The organism is Ciceribacter ferrooxidans (assembly GCF_004137355.1).
GTDB classification, from domain to species: domain Bacteria; phylum Pseudomonadota; class Alphaproteobacteria; order Rhizobiales; family Rhizobiaceae; genus Allorhizobium; species Allorhizobium ferrooxidans.
Genome location: NZ_SDVB01000253.1, coordinates 47,883 through 66,487, shown reverse-complemented (window position 1 = coordinate 66,487; position 18,605 = coordinate 47,883). Strand labels below are relative to the sequence as shown.

The 18,605-nt window shown below is 61.6% G+C and carries 21 protein-coding genes and 1 other RNA gene; 14 read left to right on the top strand and 8 right to left on the bottom strand.

Annotated elements, in window-relative coordinates:
- Positions 1–185: 185 nt before the first annotated feature.
- The 3 genes from dnaK to dnaJ are packed head-to-tail and all read left to right on the top strand — an operon-like array spanning position 186 to position 3,731.
- A complete protein-coding gene (gene dnaK, locus EUU22_RS16585) occupies positions 186–2,099 on the top strand; it encodes a molecular chaperone DnaK (RefSeq protein ID WP_129333114.1) in 1,914 nt (637 codons plus the stop codon).
- Positions 2,099–2,578, top strand: a complete 480-nt coding sequence (locus EUU22_RS16580; protein WP_129333113.1) for a hypothetical protein — start codon at positions 2,099–2,101, stop codon at positions 2,576–2,578. Before dnaK ends, EUU22_RS16580 begins: the two co-directional genes overlap by 1 nt.
- 4 nt (positions 2,579–2,582) lie before the next feature.
- Positions 2,583–3,731 (top strand): molecular chaperone DnaJ, encoded by a 1,149-nt coding sequence (gene dnaJ, locus EUU22_RS16575; protein WP_129333112.1) that lies wholly within the window; start codon positions 2,583–2,585, stop codon positions 3,729–3,731.
- A gap of 78 nt (positions 3,732–3,809) precedes the next feature.
- Here the strand turns inward: dnaJ and EUU22_RS16570 are convergent, their stop codons facing one another.
- The gene (locus EUU22_RS16570; protein ID WP_245485095.1) at positions 3,810–4,067 is read right to left on the bottom strand and encodes a putative antibiotic biosynthesis monooxygenase; all 258 of its coding nucleotides are present in this window, start codon (positions 4,065–4,067) and stop codon (positions 3,810–3,812) included.
- A gap of 102 nt (positions 4,068–4,169) precedes the next feature.
- Between EUU22_RS16570 and EUU22_RS16565 the strand changes: the two genes are divergently transcribed.
- Positions 4,170–4,775: a TetR/AcrR family transcriptional regulator gene (locus EUU22_RS16565; protein WP_129333110.1), complete on the top strand. Its 606-nt coding sequence runs from the start codon at positions 4,170–4,172 to the stop codon at positions 4,773–4,775.
- Positions 4,776–4,786: 11 nt separating this feature from the next.
- Here the strand turns inward: EUU22_RS16565 and EUU22_RS16560 are convergent, their stop codons facing one another.
- Together EUU22_RS16560 and EUU22_RS16555 are read right to left on the bottom strand one after the other, a co-directional pair.
- Entirely contained in the window at positions 4,787–4,996 is a 210-nt protein-coding gene (locus tag EUU22_RS16560; RefSeq protein ID WP_129333108.1) for a SlyX family protein, read from the bottom strand.
- 76 nt (positions 4,997–5,072) lie between these two features.
- Positions 5,073–5,360, bottom strand: coding sequence for a hypothetical protein (locus tag EUU22_RS16555; protein WP_205687912.1), 288 nt, complete (start codon positions 5,358–5,360; stop codon positions 5,073–5,075).
- Between the two features lie 188 nt (positions 5,361–5,548).
- On the opposite strand from EUU22_RS16555, the gene recF reads away from it, so the two are divergent.
- The 3 genes from recF to EUU22_RS16540 are packed head-to-tail and all read left to right on the top strand — an operon-like array spanning position 5,549 to position 7,984.
- Positions 5,549–6,673, top strand: coding sequence for a DNA replication/repair protein RecF (gene recF / locus EUU22_RS16550; RefSeq protein ID WP_129333106.1), 1,125 nt, complete (start codon positions 5,549–5,551; stop codon positions 6,671–6,673).
- On the top strand, positions 6,673–7,482 hold the full coding sequence (moeB, locus tag EUU22_RS16545) for a molybdopterin-synthase adenylyltransferase MoeB (RefSeq protein WP_129333104.1): 810 nt from the start codon (positions 6,673–6,675) through the stop codon (positions 7,480–7,482). Before recF ends, moeB begins: the two co-directional genes overlap by 1 nt.
- 22 nt (positions 7,483–7,504) lie before the next feature.
- Positions 7,505–7,984, top strand: a complete 480-nt coding sequence (locus EUU22_RS16540) for a GNAT family N-acetyltransferase (protein ID WP_129333102.1) — start codon at positions 7,505–7,507, stop codon at positions 7,982–7,984.
- A 3-nt stretch (positions 7,985–7,987) separates the two neighbouring features.
- Here the strand turns inward: EUU22_RS16540 and EUU22_RS16535 are convergent, their stop codons facing one another.
- Positions 7,988–8,992: a 2-hydroxyacid dehydrogenase gene (locus EUU22_RS16535; protein ID WP_129333100.1), complete on the bottom strand. Its 1,005-nt coding sequence runs from the start codon at positions 8,990–8,992 to the stop codon at positions 7,988–7,990.
- A gap of 196 nt (positions 8,993–9,188) precedes the next feature.
- Between EUU22_RS16535 and EUU22_RS16530 the strand changes: the two genes are divergently transcribed.
- Entirely contained in the window at positions 9,189–9,722 is a 534-nt protein-coding gene (locus tag EUU22_RS16530) for an SH3 domain-containing protein (RefSeq protein ID WP_129333098.1), read from the top strand.
- On the opposite strand, the gene EUU22_RS16525 is transcribed toward EUU22_RS16530, so the two are convergent.
- Complete coding sequence (locus EUU22_RS16525; protein WP_129333096.1) at positions 9,715–10,707, bottom strand: adenosine kinase; 993 nt, start codon at positions 10,705–10,707, stop codon at positions 9,715–9,717. The two genes, EUU22_RS16530 and EUU22_RS16525, sit on opposite strands and share 8 nt — an antisense overlap.
- Positions 10,708–11,090: 383 nt before the next feature.
- On the opposite strand from EUU22_RS16525, the gene EUU22_RS16520 reads away from it, so the two are divergent.
- A complete protein-coding gene (locus EUU22_RS16520; protein ID WP_129333094.1) occupies positions 11,091–12,035 on the top strand; it encodes an AEC family transporter in 945 nt (314 codons plus the stop codon).
- A gap of 101 nt (positions 12,036–12,136) precedes the next feature.
- Here EUU22_RS16520 and EUU22_RS16515 read toward each other — a convergent pair whose 3' ends face one another.
- A complete protein-coding gene (locus tag EUU22_RS16515) occupies positions 12,137–12,697 on the bottom strand; it encodes a c-type cytochrome (RefSeq protein ID WP_129333092.1) in 561 nt (186 codons plus the stop codon).
- A 152-nt stretch (positions 12,698–12,849) separates the two neighbouring features.
- Here EUU22_RS16515 and EUU22_RS16510 point away from each other — a divergent pair, with 152 nt between their 5' ends.
- Positions 12,850–13,608 carry a 3-deoxy-manno-octulosonate cytidylyltransferase gene (locus tag EUU22_RS16510; protein ID WP_129333090.1) on the top strand — a complete coding sequence of 253 codons (759 nt, stop codon included), beginning with the start codon at positions 12,850–12,852 and terminating at the stop codon, positions 13,606–13,608.
- A 12-nt stretch (positions 13,609–13,620) separates the two neighbouring features.
- Positions 13,621–14,475: a prephenate dehydratase gene (locus EUU22_RS16505; protein WP_129333088.1), complete on the top strand. Its 855-nt coding sequence runs from the start codon at positions 13,621–13,623 to the stop codon at positions 14,473–14,475.
- A gap of 49 nt (positions 14,476–14,524) precedes the next feature.
- Here EUU22_RS16505 and nudC read toward each other — a convergent pair whose 3' ends face one another.
- On the bottom strand, positions 14,525–15,484 hold the full coding sequence (gene nudC / locus EUU22_RS16500) for an NAD(+) diphosphatase (RefSeq protein WP_129333087.1): 960 nt from the start codon (positions 15,482–15,484) through the stop codon (positions 14,525–14,527).
- Positions 15,481–15,891, bottom strand: coding sequence for an HIT domain-containing protein (locus EUU22_RS16495; protein WP_129333085.1), 411 nt, complete (start codon positions 15,889–15,891; stop codon positions 15,481–15,483). The genes nudC and EUU22_RS16495 overlap by 4 nt, the downstream gene beginning before the upstream one ends.
- A 92-nt stretch (positions 15,892–15,983) precedes the next feature.
- Here EUU22_RS16495 and ffs point away from each other — a divergent pair.
- The 3 genes from ffs (at position 15,984) to EUU22_RS16480 (ending at position 18,381) form a co-directional block, all read left to right on the top strand.
- Positions 15,984–16,080, top strand: an RNA gene (gene ffs / locus EUU22_RS16490) — signal recognition particle sRNA small type.
- A gap of 75 nt (positions 16,081–16,155) precedes the next feature.
- Positions 16,156–18,021: a DNA polymerase III subunit gamma/tau gene (locus EUU22_RS16485; protein WP_129333083.1), complete on the top strand. Its 1,866-nt coding sequence runs from the start codon at positions 16,156–16,158 to the stop codon at positions 18,019–18,021.
- A gap of 36 nt (positions 18,022–18,057) precedes the next feature.
- Positions 18,058–18,381 carry a YbaB/EbfC family nucleoid-associated protein gene (locus tag EUU22_RS16480; protein ID WP_114363814.1) on the top strand — a complete coding sequence of 108 codons (324 nt, stop codon included), beginning with the start codon at positions 18,058–18,060 and terminating at the stop codon, positions 18,379–18,381.
- The last annotated feature ends 224 nt before the right edge of the window (positions 18,382–18,605 follow it).

Below are 18,605 nucleotides of genomic sequence, written 5' to 3'. Positions count from 1 at the left end.
TGACGCCCAATCTCTTCTTTTTACTGGATTACAGCGGATTTGGAGCCTTGCAGTCCGAAAAACCGCTTCTTATATACGCGACATAACCGCAGACGAGACTGCGATTTTAGGACCATCCACGTCGAGGGGCTGTCAGGGGAATGCCTGTTCGGGGTTCCGACAGCTTGCTTCAAGGAGAGAATGACATGGCAAAAGTAATCGGTATCGACCTTGGAACGACCAATTCCTGCGTCGCCGTGATGGACGGCAAAGACGCCAAAGTTATCGAGAATTCCGAAGGCGCGCGCACCACGCCGTCCATGGTGGCATTTACCGATGATGGCGAGCGCTTGGTAGGTCAGCCGGCGAAGCGCCAGGCCGTGACCAATCCGACCAACACGCTTTTTGCGGTGAAGCGCCTGATCGGTCGCCGCTACGAGGACCCGACCGTCGAGAAGGACAAGGGCCTCGTCCCGTTCCATATCGTCAAGGGCGATAACGGCGACGCATGGGTCGAGGCAAACGGCAAGGGTTATTCCCCGTCTCAGATCTCCGCCATGGTCCTTCAGAAGATGAAGGAAACGGCCGAATCCTATCTCGGCGAAAAGGTCGAGAAGGCCGTCATTACCGTTCCCGCCTACTTCAACGACGCCCAGCGTCAGGCAACCAAGGACGCCGGCCGCATCGCGGGTCTCGAAGTCCTGCGCATCATCAACGAGCCGACGGCGGCCGCATTGGCCTATGGCCTCGACAAGAAGGAAGGCAAGACGATTGCCGTCTACGACCTTGGCGGCGGTACCTTCGATATTTCGATCCTGGAAATCGGCGATGGCGTCTTCGAAGTGAAGTCGACCAATGGTGACACCTTCCTCGGCGGTGAAGACTTCGACATGCGTCTGGTCGAGTATCTCGCCAACGAGTTCAAGAAGGACAACGGCATCGACCTGAAGAATGACAAGCTTGCCCTGCAGCGTCTGAAGGAAGCTGCAGAAAAGGCGAAGATCGAGCTTTCCTCGGCGCAGCAGACCGAAATCAACCTGCCGTTCATCACGGCTGACGCTTCCGGTCCGAAGCACCTGACGATGAAGCTCACCCGCGCCAAGTTCGAGAGCCTCGTCGACGATCTCGTCCAGCGCACCGTCGCACCGTGCAAGGCGGCGCTGAAGGATGCCGGCGTTTCCGCCAGCGAAATCGACGAAGTGGTTCTGGTCGGCGGCATGAGCCGCATGCCGAAGGTTCAGGAAACCGTTAAGCAGTTGTTCGGCAAGGAGCCGCACAAGGGTGTGAACCCGGATGAGGTGGTCGCCATGGGTGCCGCCATCCAGGCCGGCGTCCTGCAGGGTGACGTCAAGGACGTCCTGCTTCTCGACGTGACCCCGCTGTCGCTCGGCATCGAAACGCTCGGCGGCGTCTTCACCCGTCTGATCGATCGCAACACGACGATCCCGACCAAGAAGAGCCAGGTCTTCTCGACGGCTGATGACAACCAGCAGGCCGTGACCATCCGGGTGTCGCAGGGCGAACGCGAAATGGCGGCCGACAACAAGCTGCTCGGCCAGTTCGACCTCGTCGGCCTGCCGCCGGCTCCGCGCGGCGTGCCGCAGATCGAGGTCACGTTCGACATCGACGCCAACGGCATCGTCCAGGTGTCTGCGAAGGACAAGGGTACCGGCAAGGAACAGCAGATCCGTATCCAGGCCTCCGGTGGCCTCTCCGACGCCGACATCGAGAAGATGGTCAAGGACGCCGAGGCTCATGCCGAGGAAGACAAGAAGCGTCGTGCAGGTGTCGAAGCGAAGAACCATGCCGAAAGCCTGATCCATTCGACGGAGAAGTCGCTGAAGGAATATGGCGACAAGGTTTCGGAGAGCGATCGCAAGGCCATCGAGGATGCCGTCGCCGCCCTCAAGACCTCCGTCGAGGCGTCCGAGCCGAACGCCGACGACATCCAAGCCAAGACCCAGTCGCTCATGGAGGTTTCCATGAAGCTCGGTCAGGCGATCTACGAAGCCCAGCAGGCGGAAGCCGGCGAGGGTGGAGCATCGGCCAAGGGCGACGATGATGTCGTCGATGCCGACTACGAGGAAGTCAAGGACGAAGACGCGAAGAAGTCCGCCTGATGCGCGGGCCGAAGAAGCGTCGGACACTCCAGAGGCTGGCCTTCGGGCCAGCCGCATTTACGTTGATCCTCTGCGCGACGGCCGCAGCCGTAAGCGCTGAAACCGCCAACCGCCCGGAAGACGTCTTTCGCAAGGTGAGTTCCGCGGAAGCGGTCGTGGTGCGTGCGCTCGGCCGGCGTGACAGCAATGCGCTGGCAAAAACCGCCGGTGAACTGGGCCAGCTTATCGAAGCGGCCCTGCAACGCCGTGAACAAGGGCAGGAGACGACCGCCTGCGACATGGCTGCGCACTCGCTGGCGTTTGCGGCCGTCTCGGCCGCCGAGGGCCTCGCCAATCAGGGGGAAGGCCGACGTATCCTTTTCCAGGACGCCGCGTCTGCGGCGACAGATTTCCGTCAGGATATGCGGACCTGCGAGAAGCTGATACGAAGGAATACCGGCAGCCACACGAGTGTGGAGAAGGCTTTGAGAGCTTTGTAAGACCATGGCAAAAGCAGATTACTACGAAACCCTCGGGGTCAGCCGCACCGCAGACGAGAAGGAACTGAAGAGCGCTTTTCGCAAGCTGGCGATGAAGTATCATCCGGACAAGAATCCGAACGACCAGGATGCCGAGCGGAAGTTCAAGGAAATCAACGAAGCCTACGAGACGCTGAAGGACCCGCAAAAACGCGCGGCCTATGATCGCTTCGGTCATGCGGCGTTCGAACAGGGCGGCATGGGCGCCGGCGGTTTCCAAGGTGGCGGCTTTGCCGGCGGCGGATTCTCCGATATTTTCGAAGACATCTTTGGCGAGATGATGGGCGGTGGTCGTGGTGGCCGCGCCCGCTCCAGCGGAGGCCGCGAACGCGGCGCCGATCTGCGCTACAACATGGAAATCACCCTTGAGGAGGCCTTCACCGGCAAGACGGCGCAAATCCGTGTGCCGACCTCGATCACTTGCGACGTCTGCACGGGAACCGGGGCCAAGCCGGGAACAAAGCCGACGACCTGCGCCACCTGCCAGGGCAGCGGCCGGATCCGGGCCGCCCAGGGCTTCTTCTCCATTGAGCGGACCTGCCCGACCTGTCACGGTCGCGGTCAGACGATCTCCGACCCTTGCACCAAGTGCCATGGACAGGGCCGGGTTACCGAGGAGCGCTCGCTTTCGGTCAACATCCCCGCCGGCATCGAGGACGGAACGCGTATTCGTTTGCAGGGAGAAGGTGAGGCCGGATTGCGGGGCGGCCCCGCCGGAGACCTCTACATTTTCCTCTCAGTCAAGCCGCACGAATTTTTCCAGCGCGACGGTGCCGATCTCTACTGCTCGGTCCCGATCTCAATGACCACCGCTGCACTCGGCGGCACGTTCGACGTGGTGACACTCGACGGAACGAAATCGCGCGTGACTGTTCCAGAAGGTACGCAAGCCGGCAAGCAGTTCCGCCTGAAGGCGAAAGGAATGCCGGTGCTGAGATCGTCGCAGACGGGTGACCTCTACATCCAGATCCAGATCGAGACGCCGCAAAAGCTCACCAAGCGTCAGCGCGAGCTGTTGCAGGAATTCGAACAGATCTCGTCGAAGGAAAACAATCCGCAGTCCAGCGGCTTCTTCGCCCGGATGAAGGACTTCTTCGATACGCTCAGTGACTGAGCACGAAAGATATGCAGACATTGGAAAGGCCGGGGGATGCGTCTCCCGGCTTTTGCATTTGCGACGTAGGCCGGGCACCTATGAACGCGGCGACCGGGCGACAAGCCAGCCGAGGTGCCGATGAATCGCGGGCGCGATGCCGTAGATGATCGAGAAGACCATCACCGGAGCGATCACCAAAGTGCGTTGCCAGAGAGGCCAGCTCTCCGTCAGCGGCAATACGATGTAGAGCAAGGCCGTCACGAACGGATAGACGGCGACCAACATGATCATTGCGAGGCGGAGCTTCGAAGGAGCCGGCATTCTGCCGGTCCGGGCGGAATCGATATGCGTCATGGGAGACTCCATATGAACGGAACGTTTCGTTCTATATAGAAACGGACCGTTTCGTTCAAGTGCTTTTTTGTGCTATCCTCGGCCATCGAAATGGCGACAGCAATGAACGACAACCAAGATCTCACCAAACGCCGCACCTCGATCGGGGCCCAACGCAATCCGGCGAGCCAGGAGGCGATCCTGCAGGCGGCGACGGAGATTCTTGCAGAACGCGGACCCGGCTCCTTCTCCATCGAGGCGGTCGCCAAGCGCGCAAAGGCGGGCAAGCCGACGATCTATCGGTGGTGGCCGAATAAGGCGGCGCTTCTCCTCGACGCCTATCATCGTCAGAAGAATCCCAATCTGCACACCGATACTGGTGACCTGCAGCGTGACCTCACCTGGTTCCTGACCGAACTGCTGGCCTTCTGGCGTCGAGGCGGCTGTGGCGCTATTTTCCGTTCCGTGATCGCCGAAGCGCAGACCGACCAGGCCGCGTGCGAGGCGCTGGCCGCCTACCTCGCGGAGCGCCGCAAGCACCTGGGAGCGCAAATCCGGGCGGCCCAGGCGCGAGAGAATATCGGAGCAGAGGTGAACCCGGAACTGGTGGCCGAAATGCTCTCGGGCTTTGCCTGGATAAGGTTGCTGACCAACCGCCTCGAGATTGACGAGGAAGAGGCCGGAAAGGTGGTGAAGACCATTCTGGACGGTATTCGTGGTCGGGGATAACCTCTGCCCGGTCAGTAATGCGGTGGCTTGGTGATCGCCGGCGCGTCGAGCGATTGCTCCTCCAGCGCCAGAAAGCGTTCCGTCAGCCTGTCGAGCTTGGCACGGGTCTGCTCGACGACCTTCCACTGGCTGGCAAGCTGTTCGGAAAGCTCCTCGATCACCCGTCCTTGATGGGCGAGCATCTCCTCGAGACGCATGATGCGGTTCTCTTCTTCTGACATGGCACTCTCCGCCTCGGGTTGGTCTCACGCGTTCATGCAGAAAACCGGCTCGATGAGTCAATTGCTCCCGTCCGTGCTAACGTTGTTTCTTCTTCCTGTAAGGCATCAGCATGATCGCCGAGGCGGTCACGGCCGCGGCGAAGGTCAACGCCAAAGGGGCGCCGATGAGGACTGCCGGCAGGATCGGATTCTGCGCATGAACGATCCGTGTGCCTAGCCCGCCGACGTCAAGCCATATCAGAAGGACGGTAACGCCAACGCCCAGAAGGGCGCCGAAGGCGGCATTGAACGCGAGGAAGCGCAGCATTTCCCAGTGATCCCGGCGCGCCTCTTCGGGTGTCAGTTCGTCGCGATCGTGCATCATAGGCTACGCCTTCAGGTCTTCGTGCTGCTCATTCATCTCGTTTCGATAATATATTAGGGTGGATCTGGATCGCCACCGGCAGATCGTCGCGCCGTCTCACGTGCTCGTGCAGGGCGGAAAATCGACGCTCGTCCTTGCCTTCGCCGGACATTCCGCCTAGGTCGTGGGGAACACTGAAACCGGCAACGATGACGCATCGAGTTTTTCTCCGCGAGCTGAAGCTTACCGACTTCCGCAACTATGCGAGGGTGTCGCTGCCGCTCGACAGCCGCCATGTCGTCCTCACCGGCGAAAACGGGGCCGGCAAGACCAATCTCATGGAGGCGGTCTCCTTTCTCTCTCCCGGCAGGGGGCTCCGCCGCGCCGCTTTGGCGGATGTCGCGCGCGTCGGTGCCGCCAGTGGCTTTGCCGTCTTCGCCGACATCGAGGGAATGGAGGGCGATGTCGAGATCGGTACCGGAACGGAAGGGGGGGACGAAGGCCCGGTGCGGCGCCTGCGCATCAATGGCACATCCGCGAAATCCGTCGATGAACTCACCGATCATCTCCGCGTGCTCTGGCTGACACCCGCGATGGACGGCCTCTTCACGGGGCCGTCGGCCGATCGCCGGCGCTTCCTCGACCGCCTGGTCCTGTCACTCGATCCTGCCCACGGCAGACGCGCGGGCGACTTCGAGCGGGCGATGCGCGGGCGCAACCGGCTCCTCGCCGAGGGTCGCTTCGATCCTGCCTGGCTCAGTGGTGTCGAGCGGCAAATGGCGTCCCTCGGGGTGGCAATGGCGCTCGCGCGCCAGGAGATGCTGGGCTTGCTCACGGCCCTCGTTGACGCCCAGTACCTCTCCTCGGCCTTTCCTTCCGCCAGCCTCGCACTCTCCGGCTTCCTGGACGGCGAGCTTGTCGCTCCGGCGATCGATCTCGAAGACCGCTACGTGGCAATGCTGAAGGAGGGTCGCTACCGCGATGCGGCCGCCGGACGAACGCTCGAAGGTCCTCACCGCAGCGATCTTCTCGTGCGCCACCGGGAAAAGGACATGGAGGCCGAACGTTGCTCCACAGGCGAACAGAAGGCGCTGCTGGTCGGCCTGGTGCTTGCCCATGCACGGCTCGTCGCCAATATGACCGGACACGCGCCGATCCTCCTCCTCGATGAGATCGCCGCCCATCTCGACGAGGGCCGACGCGCCGCGCTGTTCGACCGTATCGATGCGCTCGGCGGTCAGGCGTTCATGACGGGAACAGACAAGTCGATGTTTTCCGCGCTCGGTGACCGAGCCCGGTTTGTCACCGTCAGCGACGGCCACCTCAGCGGCTGATGCGGACACTTTCTCCGTCACGTAAAGCATGCCATCATCCACTCATGGAAGCACTGACCCCCGAAGAGATATCCCGTTACAAGCGCCACATCCTGCTCTCCGAAGTGGGCGGAGCTGGGCAGCAGAAGCTCAAAAGGGCACGCGTGATGGTGATCGGTGCCGGTGGACTCGGCTCACCCGTTCTCCAGTATCTGGCGGCAGCCGGTGTCGGCACGATCGGTATTGTCGACGACGACCGCGTCTCGCTCTCCAATCTGCAACGGCAGGTGATCCACGACAGCGGCACAATCGGCGAGATGAAGACCCGGAGCGCCGCCGATGCGATTGCCCGGCTCAATCCACACGTGACGGTCCTTTCCTATGAGGAGCGATTTTCGGCTGAAATGGCGGAGTATCACCTTGGACGCTTTGACCTCCTGATCGACGGCTCGGACAATTTCGACACACGCTATGCGGCTGCTGATGCGGCCGAGCGCGCGCGCGTGCCGCTGATCACCGGCGCTGTCGGGCGCTTCGACGGATCTCTGACAGTGCTGAAACCTTACGAAGTCGGCCCCGACGGCCTTGCCAATCCGACCTATCGCGATCTTTTCCCTTCCGCTCCACCACCCGGCCTCATACCTTCGTGCGCGGAGGCCGGAATCATCGGCGCCCTCACCGGCGTCATCGGCACGCTCATGTCGATGGAAGCGATCAAGCTCATCACCGGCATCGGCGATCCACTCATCGGCAGGCTCCTGTTGTATGACGCCCTTGCCGGACGCTTCGACACGGTTCGCTACAAGCGCCGCGCGCCATCAGGTGGCTGATCCTGTTCGCAGAGGGGCGGCAATGGCAATCGAAATCGCGCGCGTTGATGACCGCTTCGAACGGTATGAAGAACTGCTGAAGGTCATCCTCACGGCGTTCGCGTACATGGAAGGCGTCATCGATCCCCCCTCCTCCGCGACACGGCTGACGCCTCAGTTGCTACAAGACAAGAGCGGCAGCGAAATCGCCTATGTGGCTCTCAAGGACGATCACATCGTCGGCTGCATCTTCCTGCGGCCGGAGCCGCCGCAAACGTTGTATATCGGGAAGCTGGCCGTCCTGCCGGATGCGCAGGGAAAAGGCGTCGGAGCTCGGCTTCTGAAGCTTGCAGAGCAAATAGCGCGGGCGGAAGGCCTTTGCGCCTTGCGGCTGGAAGTGCGGGTAGAGCTCACCCGCAACCACAGCTATTTTGCAGGCTTCGGTTTCGTCAAGACGGCCGAGAGCCGGCATCCAGGCTTCGACCGAACGACCTCTTTCGAGATGCGCAAGGTGCTCTCGTAACCTCTATGCGCGACCTGGCAGCACCCGGTTCGGGGGGCGGTGTCCGTCGAAGAAGGTGCGAATGTTGATGATGACCTTGTCGCCCATGTCGATGCGCCCCTCGATCGTCGCGGAGCCCGTATGCGGGAGAAGCACGACCTTGCCCTCGGCTGCGAGCTTCACCAGCTTCGGATTGATCGCCGGTTCGTTCTCGAAAACGTCGAGGCCGGCACCAGCGATCTTGCCCTCGCGCAGGCACTGGATCAGCGCCGACTCGTCGATGATGTCCCCGCGGGCGGTGTTGACGATGTAGCTGGTCGGCTGCATCAACGCGAGCCGGCGCGCAGACAGGAGATGGAAGGTCGCAGGTGTCGAGGGGCAGTTGACCGAAACTATGTCTACCCGGGCGAGCATCTGATCGAGACTGTCCCAATAGGTCGCCTCAAGAGCCTCTTCGGTCGCCGGGTTTACGCGCTTGCGATTGTGATAATGGATCGACAGGCCGAAGGCCTTGGCACGCCGGGCGACAGCGGTCCCGATACGTCCCATGCCAATAATGCCGATCCGCTTGCCCCATATCCGGCGTCCGAGCATCCAGGTCGGCGACCATCCCGCCCACTCGCCGGGATTTTCGATCAGGATGCGCGCGCCTTCGACGAGCCTGCGCGGCACGGCCAGAATGAGGGCCATGGTCATGTCGGCGGTGTCTTCGGTGAGTACGTTCGGTGTATTGGTGACTGTGATGCCCCTGCGGGCAGCGGCATCGACGTCGATATGGTCGAAGCCGTTCGAGAAGCTGGCGATCAGCTTCATCTGGGGGCCGGCCTGCTCGATCAGGGCAGCGTCGATCCGATCGGTGACGGTCGGCACGAGGACATCGGCCGTCTGCATCGCGGCCACCAGCTCGGGCTGCGTGCGGGGCCTGTCGTCTATATTGAGCTCGGCATCGAAGAGTTCACGCATCCGGGTTTCCACGGCGTCCGGCAGTTTCCGGGTTATGTAAACCTTCGGTCTTTTCTTGTTCGTCATGGGAACGTTCGATACCTTGTTCAGAGGTCATTAACCAAGTGCGATGATAATCCCACCATTCAGGGCAATTTCTACCAAACCCGCCAGCGAAGACAAACAAAACTCGCAACGGCGGACTTGGGTTTTCGTCGCAGAGCCGCCGCAGCGGCGCAAGCCCGCCGGAGAAGTCCTGACCTCTTTGGATTATGGAACGATCATGCGTGAACTTGTGCTTCGAATCGGTCTAGCGACAAGTCTGGTCCTCGCGGCAACCTTCGGGGCACCTGCCGCCGCCGGAGCCCAAGTATCGAAAGGCTTGAGCGGACTCCCCCTCCCACGTTTCGTCAGCCTCAAGGCCAAGCGCGTCAACTTGCGCATCGGACCGAGCACCGACTACGCGGTCTCGTGGCTATATCTCAAGTCCGGGCTACCCGTCGAAATTATCCAGGAATACGACAACTGGCGGCGCATCCGCGATGCCGACGGTACCGAGGGCTGGGTGAACCAGTCGTTGCTTTCGGGTGAACGAACGGCAATTGCCGCACCATGGATGCGCGGCGACAACGTCTACGTAAATCTGCGGCGGGACTCGCTGCCGACTGCAGCCGTCGTCGCCAAACTGGAGCCAGGCGTCGTGCTGACGCTGGACGAGTGCAACGGCAACTGGTGCCATGCCGAGGCAAACGGCGTCGAGGGCTGGGTTTCGCAGGGGGAGATCTGGGGCGCCTATCCGGGTGAAGCCTTCAAATAAGCCCGAGTTCCCGGCCGGCCTGCTCGAGCGAGATCAGCGGGCGCGGGCCGATCTGCTGGATGACGACACCCGCGGCAAAGCAACCGAGCCGTCCGCAGTCATAAAGCGAGCGTCCCTGCGTATAGCCATAGAGGAAGCCGGCAGCGAAGAGATCGCCTGCACCGGTGGTGTCGACGAGTTCCTCGATATGCAACGCATCGACCCGGATACGTTCTGCATCCTTCACGATCACGGCACCCTTCTCGCTCATCGTCACGGCTGCGAGCTTGCTGTCACGAGCCAGCCGGTCCAGTGCGAGGTCGAAATCGTCCGTCTCGTACAGCGCGAGGACCTCCTGCGTGTTCGAAAAGACGATGTCGACTGTTCCCGAGCGCATGAGATCAAGAAATTCCGCGCGGTATCGATCAACGCAGAAGCTGTCCGAGAGCGTCATCGACATCTCGCGGCCGTTCTCATGCGCGATGCGCGCGCAATCAAGGATAGCCTGCTTCGCACGCGGAGGATCCCACAGATATCCTTCGAAATAAGTGACCTTCGACGACGCGACGACGTCCGCCTCGACATCCTCGGGCCCGAACTCGACGCAGGCACCGAGATGCGTATTCATCGAACGCTCTCCGTCACTCGTCACGAAGATCATACTGCGCGCGGTCGGGGGATTGTTGCCCTTCGGGCGCGTCTCATAGTGAACGCCCTGAGCGCGGATGTCGTGAATGAAGATCTTGCCGAGCTGGTCGTCAGCCACCTTGCCGAAATAGGCGGCCTGGCCGCCGAGGTTGGCGATCCCCGCGGCTGTATTGCCGGCACTGCCCCCGGAGGCCTCTACAGCCGGTCCCATCAGCGAGTAGAGCCTCTCCGCCCGCTCCGCATCGATCAGGTTCATGGCTCCCTTGGTGATCCCGTTTTCCGTCAGGAAACTGTCGTCACATCTGGAAATGATGTCGACAATGGCGTTGCCCACCGTGAGCACATCGAACTTGACCATGAAATACGGATCCCCTCTGAGACATGTCCGTGGGAGGTCATAGCGTTTTTTCCGCCGTTGGGAAGGCCAAACGCCAGCCTGCGGCGATTTCACGGCGTCACACGGCCGTTACATGAGGCCGCTAGAACTCGTTACGCGCCGTGATGCGATTTCCCGTCACCCAGCACGCCAACGAACGGAGCGATCATCTCCGGACACCGGATTGCCGCCGGCCACGGATGTACTGGCGGCGTCGCAATCCGGCAGTTGGTGCGGCAATGTCACAAGGCTCGTAGATTAGCGTCGGGAAACGTACCCCCCTCGGGGCTTACGGCTGGTCGTGGCGGAACTGTAACGTTAGAGTGGTACCTCTCTCGTCCCGCCTTCGTGAGCATCTCCCCGAAATGCCGGAAATCACCTTGAATGTCCTGCCGATCTTCATCCTTATTCTGATCGGGTGGGCCCTGGTCAGAACAGGGCTGCTCAAAGACGAACTCGGAGACTCGCTCGGCGAGTTCGTCTTCAAGGTCGCGGTCCCGGTCCTTCTCTTCCGGACGATCGCGGAAGCCGACTTTCACGGCGCCTCTCCCTTCCGGCTCTGGATCGCCTATTTCGCCGGCGTCGGCGTAACCTGGACCGTGGGTCACCTGATCGCGACACGCGTTTTCGAGCGCGACGCGCGTGTCGGCGTACTGGCGGGCGTCTCCTCCGCCTTCGCAAACAACGTCTTCATCGGTCTGCCGCTCGTCAGCCGCATCGTCGGTAGTGATGGCATCGTCGCCCTTTCCATCCTGCTCGCCGTCCATCTGCCACTTATGATGATCATCGGCACGGTTCTCATGGAGCAGGCCGAACGAAAGATCAGCGGCGGCAGTTCACGTGGGCTGCGCGCCATCCTCACGCAGATCGGCGGCAATCTCGCCCGCAACCCGCTCGTGTTGGGACTTGCAGCCGGCGTCATCGCACATGTCTCCGGCCTGCCGATCCCCGCCGTCCTGGACAGCGTGGTCAACCAGATCGCTGCGATGGCCGCACCCACGGCACTGCTCTCTTTGGGCATGGCTCTCAACAAATATGGGGTATCGGGAAATTTCCGGATCGCCGGCGCGATCTCGGGGCTTAAGCTACTATTGATGCCGGCCTGCGTCTGGGCAGCGTGCCATCTGCTCGGCCTCGGCCCTGAATGGACGATGGCAATGGTACTGACGTCCTCGGTGCCGACAGGCATCAATGCGTGGCTAATCGCCAATCGTTTTGGCGTCGGGCACGCCCTCGCGGCCTCGACAATCACCCTGACGACGGCAGCGGGCGTGGCGACCGTTACCTTCTGGGCCTGGTTATTGAGTTGAACGATTGCCACGAATCTTGGGGCTAAACCGGAAGCCGGCAGGCCAAACAAAAATGCCCGGCAAAGGCCGGGCATCATTTGCGAGATCGCTCGAAAAGCTGATCAGTTCGTCGGCGCCGGAAGAGGAGCCGGTGCGTCGGAGAGCGTACGCAGGTAGGCAATCAGGTCCGCACGTTCCTTCTCGTTCTTCAGACCAGCAAAACCCATTGCCGTGCCCGCGACAAGCTTCTTCGGCGCGTTGATGAAGTGATTCAGGTTGTCATAAGACCAGGTCGTCGCGCCGCCCTGCGAGAAGTCCTTCATCGCGGCCGAATAGCCGAAACCTTCGTGAGAGGCGACCGGACGGTCGACTATGCCGTAGAGGTTCGGCCCGACCTTGTTCGGGCCGCCCTTCGAGGCATCATGACAGCTCGTGCACTTCTTGAAGACCTTCTCGCCAGCGGCGGCGTCGGCAGTTGCCAGCAGGGTCGCGATCGGGGTCTCCGCGGCTGCGGCAGTTTCGGCACCGGCTTCAGCCTGCGCAGCGCCTTCTGCGACAATGGCGTAGCCCTCCTTCTCCGGCTTCTCCGAGCTGAAGATGCCTTCAGAGGCGATGGACACCGTCAACAGAACGAAGACGGTCCCAAGCAGAGCTCCAACGCCCATGTTCACATATGAGTTCATCTGCAAACGCTCCCCATGCAGCCGGCGGTCACGAACCGGACGATCTTGAAATCGGGCGGAACCTATGTCTTTTGCTTGACAGTTGCAACACGATTGTGGTCCCGGAATTGGGACTTTTTGACACTTTTCCCGCGGGATTAGAAGGGCTGGCGATGAACAAACCCGTTTTCGAGAAGACACTGGTATTGATCCCGGCCCGGATGGCGTCGACCCGGCTTCCCGGCAAGCCGCTCGCCGACATATGCGGGCAACCGATGATCGTACAGGTCGCACGTCGCGCTCGCGAAGCCGATGTCGGCCGGATTATCGTGGCGGTCGACGATCCTCGCACCTTCGAGGCAGTGGAGAAAGCCGGTTTCGAGGTCGTCATGACCCGCGCCGATCATCCCTCGGGCTCGGACCGAATCTATGAGGCACTGACCAAGGCCGATCCGGACCGTCGGATCGAAACGGTCATCAACGTACAGGGCGACCTCCCTACGATCGAACCCGAGACGATTCGGGCGGCTCTGCGCCCGCTAGAGAATGAGCGGACGGACATCGCGACGCTGACGGTGGAGATCACCGACGAGGAAGAAAAGACAAACCCGAACGTCGTCAAGGTCGTCGGCTCGCCGATCTCCACCACCCGGTTGCGGGCGCTCTATTTCACCCGCGCAACCGCTCCCCATGGCGCCGGACCGCTCTATCATCACATCGGCCTGTACGCCTACCGCCGCGCGGCGCTCGAGAAATTCGTCTCGTTGCCGCCCTCACCTCTCGAGAGACGCGAATCGCTCGAGCAACTGAGGGCGCTCGAAGCCGGGATGCGGATCGATGTGGAGATCGTCAAATCGATCCCCCTCGGCGTCGACACGCCCGCAGATCTCGAGAAGGCGCGACAAATCCTTGCCGCCCAAAGCAACCAGTAACGGACTCCTCCGATGACAAACAGGACCAACAAGATCGCCTTCCAAGGCGATTTCGGCGCGAATTCCGACATGGCCTGCCGCGACATGTTTCCCGACATGTCGCCCCTCCCGTGCCCGACGTTCGAGGACGCCTTCGTCGCCGTAGAGAATGGCGATGCCGATCTCGCCATGATTCCGATCGAGAACACCATCGCCGGACGCGTGGCCGACATTCATCACCTGTTGCCGGAGTCTCGTCTGCACATCGTCGGTGAGTACTTCATGCCCATCCGCTTTCAGCTGATGGTGCTTCCCGGCGTCGCGAGGGACGAGATCCGTACAGTGCACAGCCATATCCATGCGCTTGGGCAGTGCCGCAAGATCATCCGTAACAATGGCTGGAAGCCGGTCGTCGCCGGGGACACCGCCGGCGCCGCGAAGCTGGTCGCCGAGACCGGCGAACGATCCATGGCAGCCCTTGCACCGCGGCTTGCCGCCGATCTCTATGGTCTCGAAATCATTGCAGAGAATGTCGAGGATACCGAAAACAATGTCACCCGTTTCGTCGTCCTGTCGCGCGACGAGACCATTGCCAAACGTTCTTCGCCTGACGAACTCATCGTCACCACCTTCATCTTCAACGTCCGCAACATTCCCGCCGCGCTCTACAAGGCACTCGGCGGCTTTGCCACGAACGGCATCAACATGACGAAGCTGGAAAGCTACCAGATCGGGGGCAAGTTCGTCGCAACCCAGTTCTATGCGGATATCGAAGGCCACCCGGACGACACCCCGGTCAGGCAGGCTCTGGAAGAACTGCGTTTCTTCTCCGAGAAAGTCCGTATTCTCGGCGTCTACAAGGGTCACCCGATGCGGGGCAAACTCTAGGTCCGTTCGCCCCTGGACCGCACGGTTTCCGCACTCTCCGGGGGCCGCCTCAACGGGGCCAGTCCAGCCAGTCCCGCAGCAGACGATTGGCGATCGTTCCTTCGATCGGCGTCGTCCAGCCGTTGGCGGCGCGCGACGCCATCATTTCGTCAACCTCGCTCCTTGTGAACCACCGGCAGTCGGCAAGCTCAAATGTGTCACGGCTGATTTCGTTCGACAGCGCCTCGGCAAAGCACCCGATCATCATCTGATGCGGCATGGGCCAGGGCTGCGAGGCGTGATAGCGCACCCGGCCGATCTCGATTCCCGCTTCCTCGTAGGTTTCGCGACGAACCGCATTCTCGATCGTCTCGCCCGGTTCCACGAAGCCAGCCAAACAGGAATACATGCCGTCCGGAAAGCGATGATTGCGTCCAAGGAGGCACAGGTCGCGTGTCACGTCGATTGCGAGCATGATCGCGACCGGATCTGTCCGGGGGAAAATCGTGTGGTCGCAGGCCTGGCAGACCCGTTTGTAGCCGCCGATGCGGCCTTCCGTTGCGCTGCCGCAACGGCCACAAAATCGGTTGTCCATGTTCCACTGAAGCAGGCTGAGTGCCTGTGCCGCCTCGCCCTGCAGATCCTCCCCGACCAACGCGTCACGAAAGAGCGAACGTGCGTCGGCCGCCTTGTAGTGATTGGCAAGTTCCTCTGCGGCACTTCGCACAGGCACGGCAAGTCGCGGTTCGCCTGTCGGCTGGAATCCCAGGAGAACAGCGTTGTCGAAATCAGGATCCAGCTCCGGCAACTCGTAGGGTGCGAAGAGCGGATCAAGAACCTGCCCGTCGTGCTTGAGGATGAGCTTCGGCCCGGCGAATGCAAGGATGTGGGCACCTTCAAGCGCGAGCGCCTGCTCCAGGCAGTCCTCTTCCCGGTGTTCGCTGCGTCGGTCCAGTCCATTCCGGGAAAAGGCGGTAAGCGTGCTGGCTTCGGGATGCGGAGTGTCGAGATCGAAGATGGTTTTGCTCATGACTGAAGGGCTTCGAGAAACTTCCGTTTGAATTCATCGCAAGGCTGAGCCTCGTAGGGAACGGCCGAGCCGTGGCCCCAGACGGGACCCGGCCAATTCGCGTCCCCTTCGAAGCGCGCGATGACGTGAACATGAAGCTGTCGAACAATATTGCCAAGAGCACCGACGTTGATTTTGACGGCGCCCGTCGCCTTCTTCAACGTGGACGCCACCAGATTCTGCTCGAAGGTCAGGACTGCCTGGTCAAGCGGTGTGAGGTCGAAGACCTCGCTGACGTCCGGACGTTGCGGCACGAGAACGAGCCACGGCCAGCGACTGTCGCGCATAAGCCGGACGTCGCACAGGCCGAGCAGCGTCAGGCGCTCGCTGTCACGCGTCAGTCTCTCATCGAGCTCGAACTTGACCAAGAATGCCTCCTTTTCCAGCGTTTCTCTATACATAGCAGTTTTTTGGTGGCTTGGCTTGCATTTGCTTCCGTAATTGCCGATATGTGCTCTCGGGAGGTTGGTGGTGGACGAGCCACTCGCCAACCGGGTCAGGTCCGGAAGGAAGCAGCCCTAACGAGCCCGGCACGGGTCATCGTGCCAGCCTCCCACCTTCCGTTCCACATGGCCGGCAGGATTGCAGGGTCGAGAGACCCGAACGGGACGACTCTAACGCTGGCAGGAGCGATGAGCGACTTCGAGCCGACAGCAGCACATGCAAACGGCGGTGCCGCAGGATACAGAGTCCTGGCCCGCAAGTATCGTCCCAAAGATTTCACCGATCTGATGGTCGGCCAGGAGCCGATGGTCCGAACGCTCACGAATGCGTTCGAGACGGGTCGTATCGCGCAGGCCTACATGCTGACAGGTGTACGTGGCGTCGGCAAGACGACGACCGCACGCATCCTGGCACGCGCGCTCAACTACAAGACCGCAGAGATCGACAAGCCGACGATCGACCTCAAGCTCCCGGGCGAACACTGTCAGGCGATCATGGAAGGTCGCCATGTCGACGTCATCGAGATGGACGCTGCTTCTCACACAGGCATCGACGATATCCGTGAGATCATCGAGCAGGTTCGCTATCGCCCCGTCTCCGCCCGCTACAAGGTCTACATCATCGACGAAGTGCATATGCTCTCGACCGCGGCCTTCAACGGTTTGCTGAAGACGCTCGAAGAGCCGCCGGAACACGTCAAGTTCATCTTCGCAACGACCGAGATCCGCAAGGTGCCGATCACCGTGCTCTCCCGCTGTCAGCGTTTCGATCTGCGGCGCATCAGCGCGAGCGATCTGGTCGGCCTCTTCTCGACGATTGCGGCCAAGGAAGGCATCACCGCCGACGAGGAAGCGCTCGCGATGATCGCGCGGGCGGCCGAGGGTTCGGCACGCGACGGGCTCTCGCTGCTCGACCAGGCGATTGCCCACGGAGGAGGCGTCGTGAGGGCCGATGCGGTGCGTGCAATGCTCGGCCTCGCCGATCGCGCCCGCGTCGTAGACCTCTTCGAGCATGTCGTGCGCGGCGACGTCGCGGCAGCCCTTTCCGAGTTCGGCAGCCAGTACGAATCCGGCGCCAGCCCGACCGTGGTCCTGACCGACCTTGCCGACTTCACCCATCTCGTGACCCGGCTCAAATACATCCCGTCGGCGGCTCAGGACGCATCCCTCAGCGAGGTCGAGCGCGTTCGCGGGGTCGAGCTTTCGTCAAGCGTCAGCGTTTCGACGCTCTCCCGCATCTGGCAGATGCTGCTGAAGGGCATTCCGGAAACGGAAAACTCCGCGCGCCCTGCCGGTGCCGCGGAAATGGTCGTCATTCGGCTTGCTCATGCGGCTCACCTGCCGTCGCCCGAGGATGCGGCGCGCCGGCTTGCGGAACTGACAGAGCGCGGACAAACCGGCATGCCTTCCCCGGCTCCAACGGAAGGCAACGGCGGCGGCACCCAGGCGTCCTATCGCACGGCAGCGGTCGGCGGGCAGGCGCTGGATCGCTCAGCGCAAGCAACTGCGCCAAGACCGACTGCCCATCTCCAGAGTGTGCCGACGCTCGAATCGCAGCCAGTTGTCTTGGGGCGCGTCGAAACGAAACCCACGCCGGTCCCCAAGGTTCCCATCAAGTCGCTCGAGGATATCGCCGAGCTCTGCACGCAGAACCGTGACCCGAAGCTGAAGGCTCTCCTGCGTTCCTATGTGCGGCTTGTGAGTCTTGAGCCGGGGCGACTTGAGATCAACCTGCCGGCCGAAGCACCGAAGACGCTTGCAGGAGACCTGCAACGACGGCTCGAGGAGTGGACGGAAATCCGCTGGATGGTCATCCTGTCACGCGAAGCCGGCAGGCCGACACTTGCGGAAACCGAAAGTTCAAACCGCGAGGCGAGGCTCCTCGACGCACGGCAGGATCCGGACGTGGCGGCGATCCTGGCCCGCTTCCCCGGGGCGAGGATAACCGATGTGCGCATTCGCTCCGCCAGTGATGAAGACGAGACGCTGAATATCCCGTCGGCAGCCGAATCCGCCGAGGGAGACATTCTTCCGGGCGACGACATCGAATTCTAAGACGGCATTCGCCAATATTTCAGGGAGACAGTGACGATGCGCGACATCATGGGCATGATGGGCAAGGTCAAGGAAATGCAGGCCAAGATGGAGAAGATGCAGGCGGAGATCGCCGCTCTCGAAGTCGAAGGCAAATCCGGCGGAGGTCTCGTGACCGTGACGATGACCGGCAAAGGCGAGCTCAAGGGCCTCAAGATCGATCCTTCGCTCTTCAAGGAAGAAGAGGTCGAGATCCTCGAAGACCTTATCGTCGCCGCCCACAAGGACGCGAAAGACAAGGCGGAAGCGGTGATGGCGGAAAAGACCAGGGAAATGACCGCCGGCCTGCCGATCCCACCCGGCATGAAATTGCCGTTCTGATCAACGAGAACCGAACCCGCCGCCGGTGCAGGATTCGGTACTGCCATTGGCCTCCTCGTTTCGTATTACCGGCTCATCTACGCGAGGCTATGACGCACACCGCCGTTCTTCGCGTGCGACCTGTGCTGGATCGGGCGGGAGCCGGCCCTACGGACTACACGGACGTGCTAGCCCGCAATTCCGCCACGCCGAAGATTCCGTTCGGCCTCCTCTTGATCACAGCG